The sequence below is a fragment of the Deltaproteobacteria bacterium genome (genome assembly GCA_020848905.1).
Classification (GTDB): Bacteria; Myxococcota_A; Polyangia.
The window spans coordinates 32399-47797 of record JADLHG010000059.1; the positions used below are offsets into that span (position 1 = coordinate 32399).

At 70.1% G+C, this 15399-nt stretch carries 12 protein-coding genes; 2 read left to right on the top strand and 10 right to left on the bottom strand.

The features are described 5' to 3' along the window. Positions 1–100 precede the first annotated feature (100 nt). The 6 genes from nrfD to IT371_25820 are packed head-to-tail and all read right to left on the bottom strand — an operon-like array spanning position 101 to position 7253. Entirely contained in the window at positions 101–1207 is a 1107-nt protein-coding gene (nrfD, locus tag IT371_25795) for a polysulfide reductase NrfD (protein ID MCC6751093.1), read from the bottom strand. Positions 1208–1251: 44 nt separating this feature from the next. Next, complete coding sequence (locus IT371_25800; GenBank protein MCC6751094.1) at positions 1252–2034, bottom strand: 4Fe-4S dicluster domain-containing protein; 783 nt, start codon at positions 2032–2034, stop codon at positions 1252–1254. Then, a complete protein-coding gene (locus IT371_25805) occupies positions 2031–3080 on the bottom strand; it encodes a hypothetical protein (GenBank protein MCC6751095.1) in 1050 nt (349 codons plus the stop codon). Before IT371_25805 ends, IT371_25800 begins: the two co-directional genes overlap by 4 nt. Next, entirely contained in the window at positions 3077–4183 is a 1107-nt protein-coding gene (locus IT371_25810) for a hypothetical protein (GenBank protein MCC6751096.1), read from the bottom strand. The genes IT371_25805 and IT371_25810 overlap by 4 nt, the downstream gene beginning before the upstream one ends. Then, a complete protein-coding gene (locus tag IT371_25815; GenBank protein ID MCC6751097.1) occupies positions 4180–5592 on the bottom strand; it encodes a hypothetical protein in 1413 nt (470 codons plus the stop codon). Before IT371_25815 ends, IT371_25810 begins: the two co-directional genes overlap by 4 nt. Next, complete coding sequence (locus IT371_25820; protein MCC6751098.1) at positions 5589–7253, bottom strand: hypothetical protein; 1665 nt, start codon at positions 7251–7253, stop codon at positions 5589–5591. The genes IT371_25815 and IT371_25820 overlap by 4 nt, the downstream gene beginning before the upstream one ends. Positions 7254–7752: 499 nt before the next feature. Between IT371_25820 and IT371_25825 the strand changes: the two genes are divergently transcribed. Both IT371_25825 and IT371_25830 read left to right on the top strand, forming a co-directional pair. Next, a complete protein-coding gene (locus IT371_25825) occupies positions 7753–8628 on the top strand; it encodes a radical SAM protein (GenBank protein MCC6751099.1) in 876 nt (291 codons plus the stop codon). A 347-nt stretch (positions 8629–8975) separates the two neighbouring features. Continuing rightward, positions 8976–9629: a hypothetical protein gene (locus IT371_25830; protein ID MCC6751100.1), complete on the top strand. Its 654-nt coding sequence runs from the start codon at positions 8976–8978 to the stop codon at positions 9627–9629. 71 nt (positions 9630–9700) lie between these two features. Here the strand turns inward: IT371_25830 and IT371_25835 are convergent, their stop codons facing one another. From IT371_25835 to IT371_25850, 4 genes are read right to left on the bottom strand one after another with little or no spacing between them, the layout of a single operon-like run. Beyond that, positions 9701–10804 (bottom strand): hypothetical protein, encoded by a 1104-nt coding sequence (locus IT371_25835; protein ID MCC6751101.1) that lies wholly within the window; start codon positions 10802–10804, stop codon positions 9701–9703. After that, positions 10801–12198, bottom strand: coding sequence for a hypothetical protein (locus IT371_25840; GenBank protein ID MCC6751102.1), 1398 nt, complete (start codon positions 12196–12198; stop codon positions 10801–10803). Before IT371_25840 ends, IT371_25835 begins: the two co-directional genes overlap by 4 nt. Beyond that, positions 12195–13973 carry a CxxxxCH/CxxCH domain-containing protein gene (locus tag IT371_25845; GenBank protein ID MCC6751103.1) on the bottom strand — a complete coding sequence of 593 codons (1779 nt, stop codon included), beginning with the start codon at positions 13971–13973 and terminating at the stop codon, positions 12195–12197. Before IT371_25845 ends, IT371_25840 begins: the two co-directional genes overlap by 4 nt. Further along, positions 13970–15292, bottom strand: a complete 1323-nt coding sequence (locus IT371_25850) for a hypothetical protein (protein MCC6751104.1) — start codon at positions 15290–15292, stop codon at positions 13970–13972. The genes IT371_25845 and IT371_25850 overlap by 4 nt, the downstream gene beginning before the upstream one ends. Positions 15293–15399: the final 107 nt, after the last annotated feature.

Here is a 15399-nt window from a genome sequence, read left to right on the forward strand (position 1 = left end):
CGCCTGGGGAACATGGCGGCGTAGGCGCCGCCTCCCATCACCTACCGATGCCTCTCCCACTATCTGTGACAGACCCGTATCTACCTCATCGTCCGCCAGCTCACGCCGCTGAGCGTTTCTTTGCATCGGGGAAGAGCGGGACCAGCCGGTGGAACAGGTAGAGCAGCACGAAGGGGAGCGTGAAGACCACGATGGCCGTCACGAGACCCTCCTTCTCCCAGAGGCCGGGGAAGTAGCTCGTGAAGCCACGGAACGACTTGGACATGATCTGGCCGCCGATGACCACGTTCCACCGCATCAAGAGCACCTGGCAGAGGAGCATCGTGGCCGCCGTCCAGCTGATCGCGTTCGAGACGCGGTCGGTCGACCGGGCGAGCGAGTTGAAGGCCAGCAGGAAGAACGGGATGAGCGAGAAGACGAGGAACTGCAGGATGACGTACGAGACGAAGAGGTGCTTGCTGACGAGCGTGTGGATCACCTCCCACTCGTGCGTTTGCTGGTAGGCGGCGGACATCAGCTCGAGGAGCTCGAGCGACACCGCGACGATCATGAAGCCCCAGAGGTACTTGCTCATCAGACGGACGCAGTCCGAGTCCACCTTCCAGCGGTTGACCCAGCTCACCACGAAGTAATGGAAGATGAGCACCGAGATGCCGGAGACGATGGCCGAGAAGAGGAAGATCACCATCATGAGCGGCGTGGACCACCAGGGGTTGGCCTTGATCGAGCCGAAGAGGAAGCCCACGTAACCGTGCAGCAGGCACGCCATGGGGATACCGATGCCGGCCAGCACCTTGGCGATCTTGTGGTCGGCGCGGCGCGTGGCGTCGTCCTCGTGCAGGTTGAAGAGCAGGATCGTGCGGGCGATCAGCGCGCCCAGCCCGGCACCTTTGGCCCGCTGGATGAAGTCCGAGCGCATCACGAACCAGATCTCGAGCACCACGAGGATGAGGTAGCTCGTGTAGATGAAGCCGAAGCCCGCCATCGCCGACGAGAAGTTGGGCGTGATCATGATGCTGAAGGCCCGCTCCGGCCGTCCGAGGTGGATCAGCAGCGGCAGCGGAGCGAAGAGCAGAAAGACGAAGGCCGCGGCCAGTGAGAAGCGCGCCACGGGCTGGAGCGCCTCGCGCCCGAAGACGTGGTAGAGCGACGAGACGATGAAGGCGCCCGCCACGAGCCCCGTGATGTAGGGGTAGAGCACGATCATCACCGTCCAGTGGACGTGCAGATCGTTCGGGAAGACGTAGTCCACTAGATGACCTCCTCGTCGAGCCCGATGTAGTGACACTTCGGCTTGGTGCCGAGCTCCGCCTTGATGAAGCGCGTCCGCGTGTCCTTGAGCAGGCGGGTGATCGGATCGTCCGGGTTCTTCAGGTCACCGAACATGCGCGCCCCCGTCGGGCACATCGCCACGCAGGCCGGCTTCTCGCCGCGGGTGATGCGGTGGTAGCAGAGCGTGCACTTGTCCGCGACGCGCGTGGTCGGGTGGAGGTACCGCGTGCCGTAGGGGCAGGCCTGGACGCAGTAGCCGCAGCCGACGCAGGCCTTGTCGTCCACCAGCACCACGCCGTCCTTCGTCTGGTACGAGGCCCCCACCGGGCAGACCTGGGTGCAGGGCGACGCGGTGCAGTGGTTGCAGATCTTGGGCACGAAGTAGGCCCGCTCCACCTCGTCCTTCACCTCGGCGAAGACGTGCTCGCCCGTCTGCGCCACGTCGATCAGCACCTCGCCGTCCTTCCGGATGCGGTAGCGCTCGATCCAGGTGCGGTGGTAGCCCTCCGGCACGTCGTTCTCGGCCCGGCAGGCCCGCATGCAGGCGCAGCAGCCGATGCACTTGCTGATGTCCACCACGTAGACCCAGTAGTGCTTGGTCCAGTCGTAGCTCGCCCCCCGCTTCTCCCCGGGAGGGGGAGGCACGGGGCCGCAGTGCACGAGGAGGAGCGCCGAGCCGCTCGCGAGGAGCTTCAGCAGGTCGCGCCGTGAGAAGGACGCCTCCGTCTCGCGCAGCGCGATGTCGTCGCGTCGTCGGGTCACTCGCCTTCCTCCTTCTTGGCGGGCTCGCCCTTCGCGGGCTTGTCGTCCGAGGCCGCGGACATGGGGGCCGGCTTGGCCGGGCCGTGGAAGGTCTCGCGGTGGCAATCCGCGCAGACCTTCTTGGCGTCCTCGGGCTTGTCGCCCACCTCTTCGCGGTGGCTCGGCCACTCGATGGTCGGGCGGCTCTTGTCGTCGCGGTGCGGCCCGGCTTCGTGGCAGAGCAGGCAGAAACCAGGGCCCGCGCTGCGCACCATGCGCCCCGAGATCTCCGAGTCCTTGAAGAAGGGGTGGCAGGTGCTGCACGGGAGCTTCTTGTGCGGCTCACCCCGCGCGGCGGCCTGCGCCTTGTGACAGGACGCGCACTCGAAGATCGAGCGGTGGGGCGACTTCCCCTTGTTTCCCTCGAACGAGGAGGCCAAACGCAATTTGCCGGTGTGGCAGTCCTTGCAGCGCTGGAGCATGGGGTGCGCCACCGCCTGTCGCACGTCCAGGTCCAGACGCAGCGGCTCGTGCACCACGTGGCAGGCGCGGCAGGTCACCTTGTCGTTCGCGGCCCCGACGAGCTTGAAGTGCTCGGCGCGCGCCACCTGCGGGAAGGACCCCGGCCGCGAGTCCATGCGGCCGTGGCAGACCATGCACCACTCGTCCTCCTTGCGCACGCGTAGCTGGGCCTCCTTCGGCGCCTTGCCCCGCTGCTCCTTGGTCATGGACTTGCGCGGCTCGTGCCAGGCCGTGTGCTCGCCCCCCGCGCCGTGACAGACCTCGCACTGCACCCTCGTGTGCGCGTCCTTCATCTTGAGCTTGTGCTTGTCGGCGTGGCAGTCGGCGCAGCGCGCGGAGCCCACGTGGCGCACGGGTCTGTGCCGGGCCTCCTCGGCCGCGGCGCCCCGATAGGCGCCGAACTGGCCGTAGGTGGCCGGTACGAGCAGCTTGCGCGCCCCCACCGCTCCGCCGAGGGCGAGGACGAGCACCGCAATGAGACGGTACGTGTGACGGTAGTCGGTCTTGCCGGCGGGGTCGTGCGATCCGTGCGGAGTCTCGCTCATGGACATCCCGTTCCGCCCGCATGACACGTCGCGCACATCGAGTTCGTGCGGCAGGCGTTCTGCTTGTCGCTCCACTTGAAGTTCACCGGGTGCGGATTGCCTCCCGCGGCGCCGACCTTGTGGCACTCGACGCAGTTCGAGGCCGCACCGCGGTCGTGACAGCTCGCGCAGGTGGAGATGTCGCGCCGGGCCTTGCGCCCGTGGAACCCGGAGCTTCCCGGCGTCATGAAGTCGGCCGGGTGCACCTTCTGCGGGGCCGTCTTGCCGGTCGCCACCGCCGGCGCCGCGATGCCGGAGGCCTCGTGACACGAGCTGCACTGGCTGGCGCCGTGGCACTTGCGGCACGAGGCCGGCTCGGCGCGCGCCTCGACCGCGTGCCGTCCGAGGAAGTCCCCGCGGTGGATGAAGCGCGAGTCCACCTTCTCGGGGAACTGCACGGCGATGGGCATGGCGGCGCTCTTCGCGTGGCAGTCGGCGCAGTAGGTCTGGTCGTGGCAGACCGCACAGCGCTGGGCGTTGCGCGAGAGGCCGCCGTGCTTCTTGAGCCAGTTGCCGTCGTGGCTCAGGCGGGCGACGGGGGCCACCGGGTACTGCTGCAGGTTGCGATGGCAGGTATCGCAGCGCGTCTCCGCCATCTCCTTCTTGTGGCAGCTCTGGAGGCAGCCCTTCATGTCCGGCACGAGCTTCGCGCCGGGAGCGCGCGCGGTCTCGCCGCCGGGGTGGCACGAGACGCAGCCGCCCTTGACGACGGCCTCACCGTGCGAGGCGTGAGAGAACTTGAGCTGCCGGTCCAGGCGCGTGAGCTCGATCTTCTGCTCCTTGCCGAGGTGGCAGAAGGCGCACTTCTCCTTCACCTCGTCGTCGTGACAGCTCGCGCAGCCGCCGTGGTCCTTCTTCGCGATGTACTGGCCCTTGGTGGGACCCGTGCTCTTGTCCACGTCGGCGTGGCAGTCGTTGCACGACGCCTCGCCCTTGTGCTTCTCGTGCGAAAACTTGAGCTGCTCGGAGAGCCGGCCGCTGCGGATGGTCAGGGTCGCGCAGGCGGCCAGCGTGAGCGCGCCGACGACGAGCGCACCGGTGCGTAGAGTGGGTCGGGGGCTCACAGGGCACCTCCGCGAGCGATCGAAGTAGCGGACAGGGCGGACCGGGCGACCTGGGTCGAGGCGCCCTTCGGGGGCTGGCTGTCGAGGAGCCAGGTCAGCCGCAGCGTGAAGGCCCCACCCTTGGAGAGGAGCGGCGTGACGAGCGCCTGTCCGCCCGCCAGCAGCATCACGTTCTGCCGCAGCACGAAGTTGAGATAGCCCGAGCCGGCGAAGGACCAGCGAGTCTGGCTGTCGCCCGCAATGTAGTAGCGGCCCCCCGGTTCGTCGAGGCGGTAGAGGTCCACGTCGGCGATGAGGGAGACGCGCTCGTGCAGCCGCGTCGCCCCCGCCACGCGGAAGCGCACGAAGCCCCCCTCGTCGGAGCCGACGCGTTCGACCTCGGCCGTCAGGCGGTGCTGCCTCTCGAGCCCGAGCCGCAGGTTGGCGCGCGTCTCGAGGCGGAGCTCGGTCGCCGACTCGCACTGCTGGCCGACGCCGCCCGTTCCGCGCAAGCAGGCGTCCCCGAAGAGCACCGCGCCCGCCTCGGTGGTCCAGTCGAGGCGCCGCGTGATGGCCCAGTAGAGCTCGCCGTAAATCTGCTGGTGCACCTCGTTCGAGAAGACGGAGAAGATCGAGGACTGCGGGATGAAGAGGTTCGGCGCGGTGAAGCGGTAGCCGGCGCCCAGATCGAGGCCGTGCAGGATCTCGACCTTGGCGGCGGCGCGCGCCTCTTTGAGCTGCGAGGTGGAGAGGTCGAGCACCGCGTCCCCGAGGAGCTCGAGGCGCTCGATGGGATAGATCGACCCATCCCAGCCCAGGTCGTGGAAGGCCATGCGGCCGTGCAGCCGCTCCTGCCGGTACGAGACGCCGAGAACGCCGAAGCGCCCCATGCGGTAGGCCAGGCGGCCCCCCGCCACCCAGTTGTAGCCGTATTCCAGGTCGTCGCTGGCGATGGGCCAGCTCTGCCGGATGAAGCGCGTACCCGTGGGCATCCCACCGAAGAGCGAGAAGTCGAGCCGGAAGGGACTGCGGTAGCTGACCGAGAGGCCGTCGAACTGCTCGTAGAGCGACGGACCGAGGCTGGTGAACTGCCGCCCGAGCTGAAGCTCGAGCCCGCGCGCGCGACTCTTCTCGGGAGCCTCGTAGCGCAGGAGCAGCACGTTCACGTCGCCGGTCGCCCGGCCGTCGGGCGGCGTCTTGTCGAGGACCTCGAGCTGGCCCCAGAGCGAGGCCTGGATCGAGAGCCCCGCCACGCCCAGGTCCGTGGCCGTGAGCCGCACGAGCTCGTAGAACGGCAGGTGCTGCGCCACGTCGTTCTGACCCGGCCGCACGTAGCCGCGGAAGAAGGTGGTCGAGCTGAAGGTGTAGTCGGCAGCCTGGGCCAGCCCCGAGGAGAGGAGAGCCACGAGCGCGAGGAGCGTGCGAGTCATGGAGCCACCTCCACCGTGCCGTTGAGGTGCTTCGTCGGGTCGAGCGAGCCACCCGGCCCCGTGTACGCGGGCGCGTGACAGGTGTCGCAGGTCTTCACCTGCGGGTGCGCCGCGCCCCTGGCGGTGGTCTTCGGCGGCTGCCCGTGGCAGGCCGTACACGAAAGGCCGCCGGTCAGAGAGCTGGTCCAGGGCCAGTCCTTGCCGCCGTCGCCCCCGTCGAGGGCATGGCACGCGACGTTGCTACAGGTCCCCTTGGTGCGGTCCCAGGTGGGGTTCGTCGTGACGCCCCGGCTCGCGCCCGTGGCGAGCGGCCCGAAGGTCACCTCCGCCGGCAGGTCGCTGTCGAGGTGCCCCTTGTCGGTCAGCTTGGTCGGCACCTGGTGGCAGGTGTCGCAGGAGAGGGCCGGGCGGTAGCGCCCCTGCTTCAAGTGCGTCTCGTGGAGCCCGATGGTGACCTGCTTCGGATCGGTGCTGCCGTGGAGGTCGGGGGCCGGCGCGCCGTTCGACTCCTTGGTCCCGTGACAGGCGTAGCAGGTCCCCTCGAGGCCCGCCTTGCCGAGGGGGTACTTGCCGTCGCCGTGCATGGTCGGCGACTTGAACCGAAGCCCCACCCCCTTGCCCGGCTCGAGGCAGCCCGGCTCGCCCGGCTTGCAGAGCTCGACGCTCTGCGGGTGACAGGTGGTGCAGTCGAGACCTCCGGCCACGGCCGGCACGGCATGGCAGGGCGAGCAGCGGTTCGTCGGCTTGCTGGCCCAGGTGGGCTTCGGTGTGGGCTTGGAGAAGCCGGCGCCGTGGCACCAGGTGGTGCAGGTCCCCGTCTCGGCGTCGTAGCTCGCCTTGAGACCCGGCCCGGACGCGCGCTCGCTGAAGCTGACCTCGGCCCGGAAGTCCGACGTCCTGGCCGTCGCGTCGTCGAAGAGATGTCCGTCGTCGGTGACCTTCTCGGGCACCTTGTGGCAGTCCTTGCACTCGAGCGCCGCGAAGACCGTGGTCTTGAGGTGCGCCGCGTGCACCCCGGCCCCGCGCTTCTCGGGGTCGAGGTTCCACTTCAGGTCGGCCCACGCGCCCTGCGGCTTCTTGCCGTCGCTATGACAGGTGGAGCAGGAGTCCACGCCGTCGGCGTGGCAGGTCGCGCAGGCGCGGCCGGCCTTGCCCCCCTTGTCGTCGGCGCCGTGGCACTTCTGGCACTCGGCGCGGTCCCAGCCCTTCGCGCGGAGCGCTCCTCCATGAAAGGTGGTGGCCGCGCGGTCCGAGGGATCGAGCCATCCCGCCGGGTGGTACTTGGAGACGAAGTAGGCCGCCCGGTCCTTCACGACCCAGGTCGTGAGCCGCTCGAGCTCGGCGGCCGTGAGGAGCGCCTTGTGCGTCTCGTCGCTGGCCGGCCCCACCTTGGTGACGAGCAGGCTCGCCGCGTCGCCCGGTATCACGTTGCGCACGAGCTGATCGGCACCGGGCCCGAGGAGCCCGCGCCAGCTCGATAGATCGTAGCTGCCTTTGGGCGCCGCTCCGCTGTGGCAGCTCACGCACTTGGCCACGAAGAGAGGCTGAAGGTCAGTGAGGTAGGTCGTGCTGGGTTGGTCTGCGGAGGGTCCCTGGCGGTCTCGCACGGAACCGCAGGCTACAAGCCAGACGAGGGGCCCGGTCAGCCACAGTGCTCTCATGGGTGATACTCCTCGGCGAGCTCGAAGGCGCGCTGGCACGGAGCGCCCCTTGGCGTCGGCGCGGCCAGCGGACGAGGTCTTGCGCTCCGATGGGAGAGGAAGGCGAGCGATGGAATGCGAACGCAGCAGCAGACGATCATGGAATCCTTGAGCGCAGCGTCGAAGCAAGATGCGTACCCGGGACGTCGACGTTCCGTTCGGCGTCGATGCATGTGTAAATCAATGACAAAGCGGGTGTTTCGACTTGGTAACATGCCTCGCTCGAGCGCGAATTGACGCAGGTGCCTCCCTCACCAGCACGGCCGGGGTGTCGAACTGACACCGTGCCGCAAGGACTCCCGAGCACGTCGGGGCCACCCTGCGCCGCCGCCTCGCGCACCACCTCGCGCGACCTCACGAACGGTAGCGGGTCTGCCGCACCCGCTGCTGATGCTCGCCAAGCGCCGTCGTGACCGGCGACAAGGCCCGACGGAACCCACGCGGGGCAGCATGCAGCGCCATGCCTTCCGACCCGCACGCCGTCGGCTCCCACGACCGTCCCATCGCGAGCTTCGATCTCACGGGCGCGTGCACGCAGCAATGCCGTCACTGCTACTTCTCCGCGCTGAGTCCTTCTCAGATAAACAGGCGCCTCGCGCGGCGGAAGTTCCTCTCGCGGCTCCGGCGACTCATCGCACGCCACGGGACGCATACGGCGCTCTGGGCCGGCGGGGAGCCGATGCTCCGCCTCGGTCTCTTGCGGGCGGTGCTGCCGCTCTTCGCACGCAACGCGATCTCCACCTCCGGCATGCACCCCATTCCCACCGACCTGGGCGCCGGCCTGCTCGTCTCGCTCGACGGTCTCTCGTCGGAGCACGACCTCCTGCGCGGCAGCGGGGCCTTCGGGAACGTGCGGCGCCACCTCGCCGCGCTGTCGTCGCAGCGCTACACGATCTCCACCACCCTCACGCTCCCTACGCTCTGCTCGATCGAGCTGCTCCCCCGGCTCATCGAGGCCACGCGCGCGCAAGGGGCGCTCGTCGGCTTCTACGTCGGGCGCGCCTCGAGTCCGTTCGCCATCCCCGCCGACCTGCGCAGCCGCGCCGTCGATCGCCTTCACGCCGTCTCCGAACGCTACGCCGGGGCCATTCTCAACAGCGAGCTCGGCCTCGAGCTCCTGCGACCGAGCCACGCCAAGGAGCTCTCGGCCCACTGCCTCTACCGCCGGACGGCGGTGGCCTTCGATCCGCTGCTCGAGCAGCGGCTTCCCTGCGTCTTCGGGAGCCAGGCCAACTGCGGCGCCTGCGGCTCGCCTCTCGTCGCGGAGCAGCGGGCGAAGGAGCTCGGCAGCGTCGCGAGCGAGCGCGTGGTGAACGCGCTGTTTGAGGCGGGGTAGGGGTAGGAGTCGTTGCGTTCCTAGTCGCAGTCGTAACCAACACCAAGAAGCTGGGCGAGAGGACGCGGGCGAGAGCGCGGGCGGCGGTGGGCGCACGCGGGCGGTCGGGTGGATCGGGGCGCGGAGGAGGCGCGGTGTCGTGTGTCGGGGGATTGCGCGCGGGGGCTTTTGTGTTCCAGCAAGGACATCGCTTCGTGTAGGTGCAAGACCAGGCTTGACGTCAGACCAGCGATTTGCTAGTATTAGCCTTATTCATACTGGCATACAAACGCAAATCCTCCTCGGGCGGTGACCGTATGTCGGGCACGCGTCTGCCGGCGGGTTCTGCGAAGCAGCTTCCGTTGCCTATGCGGGAGGCGACCGGGTGGGGCGGGAAGCGCGAGGGTGCGGGACGGAAGAAGCAGCCGGGGAGCGGGCTCCCGCATCGGGCGCGACCGCTCCTGGCGAGCCGGTTTCCGGTGCACGTCACGATGAAGGTGGTGGAGGGGCTACCGAACCTGCGGAGCAAGAAGCAGCTCAGGGCGATCGAGAAGGCGTTCGTCGAGTCGGCGGGCCGGTTCGGCCTGAACCTCGCGCACTACTCGATCCAGAAGAACCACCTGCACCTCGTGACGGAGGCGAAGGACCGGGACGTGCTGATGCGTGGGCTGCGCGCGCTGGCGATCCGCCTCGCGCACGCGCTGAACCGCACGGTGGGCCGCAGGGGACGGGTCTTTCGGGACCGCTACCACCAGCACATCCTGAAGACGCCGAGCGAGGTGAAGTCGGCGTTGGCCTACGTTCTTCAAAATTCGCGAAAACACAGCGTCGCGCGTGGCAAGTGGGTCCCGCGGCGCGACCTCGACGCGTGCAGCTCGGCGCGCTATTTCGACGGCTGGAAGGAGCTCACGCCGGTGCCCCCCGACGGAGATCCGCCGATACGCGAACCGCGGACGTGGCTCCTGAAGACGGGCTGGAAGCTGCGGGGACTGATTCCTACGAACGCGGTGCCGGGCGGCTGACCAGCCTTACCTGCCGTCGAACGCTCGCGGGTCGGGGCGTCAAACGCTCGCGGGTCGCGATGTCTGCCGTCTCAGCGGCAGCCCGCGCCTCCCGTATGGCAGGTGGCGCACATGCTCGTGCTGCGGCACTCGGCGAGCTTGTCCTTCCAGCGCCAGCCGGCGGGGTGGGGATTGCCGCCCGAGCCGTTCACGCGGTGGCACCCGACGCAGTTGGAATTGGCGCCCTGATCGTGGCAGGAGGCGCAGGCGGCGATGTCCTGGCGCGCCTTGCGCCCGTGCGAGTTGGCACCACCGGGGCGCATCCAGCCCTCGGGGTGCACGGAGCGGCTGCGCCCGCCGCGACCCACGTCGGCGCTCGCGGCGAGTCCGTCGAGCGCGTGACACGAACGGCACTGCTTCTGCCCGTGGCACTTCATGCAGGTCCCGGGGGTCGCGCGCGCCTCGATGGCGTGGCGGCCGAGGAAATCGCCGCGATGAATGAAGCCGCGGTCCACCTCCTCGGGAAAGCGGACGGCCGCCGTCGCAAAGTTGGTCTGCGCGTGGCAGTCGGAGCAGAAGGTCTGGTCGTGGCACTGCACGCAGACGGCCACCTTCTGCCGGGCCTGGGTGCCGTGGTCCTTCGCGAAGCCCGGTCCGTGGCGGATCCCGGCGAGGGCCCGCAGCCGCTGCTGCTGCAGGTTCTCGTGGCACCCAGCGCACTGAAGCTTGGCCAGCGCATCGCCGTGGCAGCCCGAGGCCTGACAGGTCGGATGCGCGGGCATCATCGGCCGGCCGGCTTCCTTCGCGCCCGGGTGGCAGGTAAGGCACTCCACCTTGCCGTGCGCTGCGTGCGGGAAGCGCAGCGCGCGATCGGGACGCGCGAAGCGGACCCCTTCCTTCGCCCCCCGGTGGCACTTGTCGCAGCGCTTGGCGAGCTCCTCCTCGTGGCAGTCGGCGCAGGCCTTCTTCCCCGGCACGAACTTGCCCTTGGGGCTCGCGGAGGTCTTCTCGATCCCTTGGTGGCAGTCGCCGCAGTCGGCCTCGGCGGCGTGCTGGCGGTGATCGAAGATCAGGGTCCCCGGAGCGGGTCGGCCGCGCGAGGGAGAGCAGCCGGAGCTCCCGACGAGGGCGAGAAACGCGAGGACGGGCGCGAGCTGCGCGAGGGTGCGCGTGAGCTGCGTGGTCGATCGTGTCACCGGAGATACCCTCCCCGCTGGACCCGCACCGCACCGCTCGGCGAGGGGACGCCGAAGTCCCAGCTCAGTCGCACGAGCAGCGTGGAGGCCTCGCGCATCAGGGTGGTGGTGCCGACCGAGCCTCCGGCCAGGAGGCGGAGCTGCTCGCTCAGCGCCGCCTCGAGGTAGGCCGCACCGGTGAGCGAGGTCCGCACCTCGCGCGCGAGCTCGTCGAGCACGTAGAAGTCCACGTCCAGGGTCAGTCGCAGCCGCTCCCGCCAGAACGGAAACGGATACGTCGTGGCGAGGCGCACGCGATTCACCGCGTTGTCAGGCGCCTCGATCCGCTCGGCCTCGAGGACGGCCCGCCCGCGGGCGTCGGCTCCGTAGCGCACGGTCCCGCGAACGCTCACCCGGTTCGCTCCCGGGCGCTCGCCCTGCGCCTCCGCCATGCCGTCGCCGTAGAAGCGGCGGCCGTACCCCGCCTCGACCGAGACGCGCCGACTCACCTGCCAGAGCGCGTCGGCCCTGAGCTCGTGGAAGGTCGTCTCGGCGAAGACGGCGAAGATCGACGAGCGCGGCACGAAGAGGTCGGGGGTGTGCATCTGGAAGCCGACGTCCAGCGTGACCTCCTTCGGCAGATAGAAAGTGGCCGACGCACGCGCGTGCTTGAGGCGCAGTGCGACGAGGCTCAGGGTGGTCGTGCCGGAGAGATCCAGCCACGAGGTGGGCTGGTAGCTCGCGTCGAAGCCCCAGTCCTGATCGGCCAGCCGGCCTCGGTAGCGCCGGTGCACGAAGGAGCTGCCGAGCGCGAGCTTCCCGAGCGAGAGATAGCCGACGCGCGCGCCGGCGAGCCAGTTGTAGCCGTAGCCGTAACGATCCTCATCGATGGGCCAGCTCTGCGAGAGCACGCGGACGCCGCTCGGCACGCCGCCGAAGAGGCCGAGCTGAAAGCCCGAGCGGTGCGTGTACTGCAGCTTTCCCCCGTCGAGCTGCTCGAGGACCGTGGGCCCGAGCGCGACGAACTGCCGACCGACGGCGAGCTCGAGCCCGCGTAGCGCCTTGAAGCGCCCCGTCTCGGGCGCGCGGTAGGCGAGGTAGATGCTGGCCAGGTCTCCCGTCAGCCGGTAGCGGTTTTGCAGCTCGAGCAGGTCCACCGCCCCCCAGAAGCTGGTGTGCAGCGAGAGCCCCTCGGGGCCGAGTCTGTCCGCGTGCAGCTCGATGGCCTCGGTGAAGGGCAGGTAGGTGAGGGTCTCGTCGGCGCCGGGCCGCACGAAGCCGCGCAGGTAGGTCGTCGAGCGGCCCCACAGGGCCTGCGCCTCAACACGGCGCGCGAGACCGAGAGGGCCGAGGCCGCCGACGAGCGCGCTGAGCGCGGCCAGCACGACGAGAGCGCGGGGACGCGAGCGGCTCATAGGTCCACCCTCCCGTTCGGGTGCTTGGCCGGGTCGAGCTGGCCGTCGGGCGAAAAGGCCGAGACGTGGCAGCCCTTGCAGTCCTGGGCCACGGGATGCGGCAGCCCTTTGCTGGTGCGCGTCGGGGGCTGGCCGTGGCAGGCGTTGCACGCGAGTGCCGTCGGCGCGGTCCAGCTCCACTCCTTCACCTGCGCGCCGTCTACGGCGTGACACCAGACGTTGCTGCAGAGCAGGGCCTTCGCGTCGTAGGTCGGCGGGCCGCGTCGCTCGCGGCTACCGGCCGGTCCGCGCGCCTTCTCGCCGAAGGTCACCTCGGCGCGCAGATCCGGATCGATGTGCCCCACGGCGGTGACGGTCTGCGGCACCTGGTGGCAATCGACGCAGCCGAGGGGACCGGCGGTCGCGCTCCCTTTCAGATGGATCGCGTGGAGCCCCACCCCGGGCGCGCTCGGCTCGGTGTGGCCACGCAGGTCGGGGCCCGGAGCGCCGAAGGGACCGGTCCCGTGGCAGCCGTCGCAGCTGCCCGTCGCGTCCGCCCTGCCGATGGGCGCCTTGCCGTCCACGTGCAGGCTCGGGCGGTGAAAGCGAACCCCGACCAGCTCGCCGTCGCTCGGCCGGCGACCGGTGGTGAGGCAGCCCGCCTCGCCCGGCGTGCACGCGGCCACGCTCTGCGCGTGACAGAGCTGGCACTCGGCGTTGCCGATCCCCTGCCCCGGCATCCCGTGGCAGGCGTTGCAGGCCGGAGGCGTGGTGCTGGTCCAGAAGAAGGCCACCGGTTGCGCCGTGGGGTCCTTCAGCGTGTCGCCGTGGCAGTAGCTGCCGGCGCAGGCCCGATCGAGCGGCCGGTAGACGGGCTCCGCGCCGCGCCGCCGGGCGAGCCCCGAGAAGACCACCTCCGCGCGCAGATCTCCGTCGAGGTGTCCCGCCGAGGAGACCTTCTCCGGCACGACGTGGCAGTCCGCACACTGCGCGCCGGCGAAGCGCTCCGAGGGGGTGAGGTGCGCCTGGTGCGCGCCGACCCCGGCCAGCTTGGGGTCCAGGTTCCACGACAGATCGCCCGGCGGCGCCGCCGCCAGGAGGCCCGCGCCGCGGGAGGCGTCCCCGTGGCAGGTCGTGCAGGCCTCCACGCCCCTCTTGTGGCAGGTGAGACAGGAGCCGCCCGACGAGCCCCCGCGCAGCTCCTGGCCGTGGCAGCCGGTGCAGAGCGCGAGCTTCCAGCCGCTCCGCCGGAGCGCGCCGCCGTGGAACTCGGGGCTGTTGCGATCCCCCGGGTAGAGCCAGCCCGGCGGGTGCACGGACACGTCGAAGTAGGCCAGCCGCAGCTCCACCACCCAGCGCCGTAGGAGCTCGAGGTCGGCCTTCTGGCGCGTCTCGAGCGTCTCACCCTCCCGGAGCTCCGTCGGCTCGGGGGCGAGGTAGCCGAAGTGCGCCCGGTCCTTGGCCCGGTCGAGCTTGGTGAGCAGCAGACTCGAGGCCTCGCCGGCGAGGGCGTTGCGCACCCCGTCGCTCCCCGGCCCGAGCAGGCCCGCGTAGCTCGACAGGTCGTAGCCGCCCTGCTTGTCTCTCGGGCCGTGGCACCGCACGCACCGCTTCTCGAGGAGCGCGCGCACGTGGCCCTGGTAGGTCACCGCGAGCAGCGTCCGGCCCGGCGAGGGCGCGCGCGCCTCACCGCAGGCAGCGAGCGCGACGCAGCCGAGGAGCGCCAGGAGCCCGCGGCTCCGCCCGCTCGACGAAGGTCTGCTCCCATGGATCGCGGCCCCGGTGACCATCTTCACGGCCGGACGGGGATCGCCGTCGGCGCCGCCCCCTTCAGCTGGCTGATGGAGTCGAACAGCAGCTGCTTGACGTACTTCGGGTTGTGCACCCCGAGCGCCCCCCCCCGCGCCACGATCAGATAGTTGTAGAGCGCTCCGGCCGCGGCCCCGTCGAGCGAGGTGGCCGGGCTCTGCACGCGCGTCACGTCCTTCGCGAACTGCCCGTCCGCGAGCTCGGCCGCGGTGAGGGTCGGATCGCCCGCCGCGCCACGCGTGAGGTATCCCGCCGCGTTCAGCAGCTTCTGTAGTTCTCCGAGCGCGGCCTTGACCATCGTCTGCCCGCCGTTCACGTCGAAGCTCGTGGCCCCCTGGTGACAGCGCCCGCAGGGACCGAGCTGCGCGTAGAAGGAGTGGTCGCCGATGTTGCCGTTCGCGAGGATCTTGGGCATGTGGCAGGTGAGGCACCCGTCGGAGAAGCCGCCGTGCGTGGAGCTGTCGTAGAGCTTGCCCGCGAAGTGGTAGCCCCCCTTGCCGGTGAAGACGTCCGCCTGCGGCCCTTCGTGCGGCCCCCAGTAGTGGCTGGTGAGGAGATTGCCCGTCGCCGTCACGTACTGGGTCACGTCCTTGCGCGACTTGTGACACCAGATGCAGACGTTCCCCTTGCCGTACTTGCCGGCCGGCGTCCCGGTCACCGTCGCGGTGCTCGGGCTCTTCTCGAGGAGCGCCTCGTCCGCCGCGCCCACCGCGGCCCAGAAGCCGAAGCTCCCGGGGAGATAAGGGGCGGTCTTGCCGTGCGGGTCGGTGGCCGCGGTCACCTGATGGCAGGTGGTGCAGAAGACCGACGCGACCTTGGCGTTGCCGGCGTAGGTCCCCTCGACGGTCTTCTTGGTGGTCGTGTTCTGGTAGTTGAGCTGCCCCGCCTTCACGCCGGCCACGCTCCCCGAGGTCGCGCCGATCTTGCCCGTGGCCCGCTGCTCGAGCCCGTCCACCGCGTGGCAGTTGCCGCACGACGCGGAGCGATTGGTCCAGCTACCGACCTCTTCGCCGCCCAGGTTCGCCACGTAGACGGCGTAGTGGGTGCTCGTCTTCCACTGCTCGACGATCCCCTTGAAGCCGTGACAGGGGGCCAGGCAGCTCGTCGCGCCCGGAACGCCGCCGTCCGCGCCTCCGCCGCCCGGGCCGCGCGGGCCTTGCGGCCCCGGAGGTCCGGCCTCGCCCACGGGGCCGACCGCGCCCCGTTCTCCGACCGTCCCCGTCGGTCCCGCCGGGCCCGCGGGCCCCTCGCACCCCAGGGCCAGGGTCACGGTCGAGAAGAGCAGCAGGCTTCGCGCGCGTCGCATGTCGTCCCTCCGGGCAGAGCGCCCGCATTGTCGACGATTCGGCGAGGGATTGCCAACTGTCGCGGCGCGATCGGGCCTTGCGCGGCCTCGGGATCTTGCGCACGATG

What these genes read in the sequence shown, in the direction of transcription:
- IT371_25840 (MCC6751102.1), bottom strand. Translation starts at nt 12,198, where the DNA reads ATGAGCCGCTCGCGTCCCCGCGCTCTCGTCGTGCTGGCCGCGCTCAGC.
- IT371_25815 (MCC6751097.1), bottom strand. Translation starts at nt 5,592, where the DNA reads ATGACTCGCACGCTCCTCGCGCTCGTGGCTCTCCTCTCCTCGGGGCTG.
- nrfD (MCC6751093.1), bottom strand. Translation starts at nt 1,207, where the DNA reads ATGATCGTGCTCTACCCCTACATCACGGGGCTCGTGGCGGGCGCCTTC.
- IT371_25820 (MCC6751098.1), bottom strand. Translation starts at nt 7,253, where the DNA reads ATGAGAGCACTGTGGCTGACCGGGCCCCTCGTCTGGCTTGTAGCCTGC.
- IT371_25805 (MCC6751095.1), bottom strand. Translation starts at nt 3,080, where the DNA reads ATGAGCGAGACTCCGCACGGATCGCACGACCCCGCCGGCAAGACCGAC.
- IT371_25830 (MCC6751100.1), top strand. Translation starts at nt 8,976, where the DNA reads ATGCGGGAGGCGACCGGGTGGGGCGGGAAGCGCGAGGGTGCGGGACGG.
- IT371_25850 (MCC6751104.1), bottom strand. Translation starts at nt 15,292, where the DNA reads ATGCGACGCGCGCGAAGCCTGCTGCTCTTCTCGACCGTGACCCTGGCC.
- IT371_25825 (MCC6751099.1), top strand. Translation starts at nt 7,753, where the DNA reads ATGCCTTCCGACCCGCACGCCGTCGGCTCCCACGACCGTCCCATCGCG.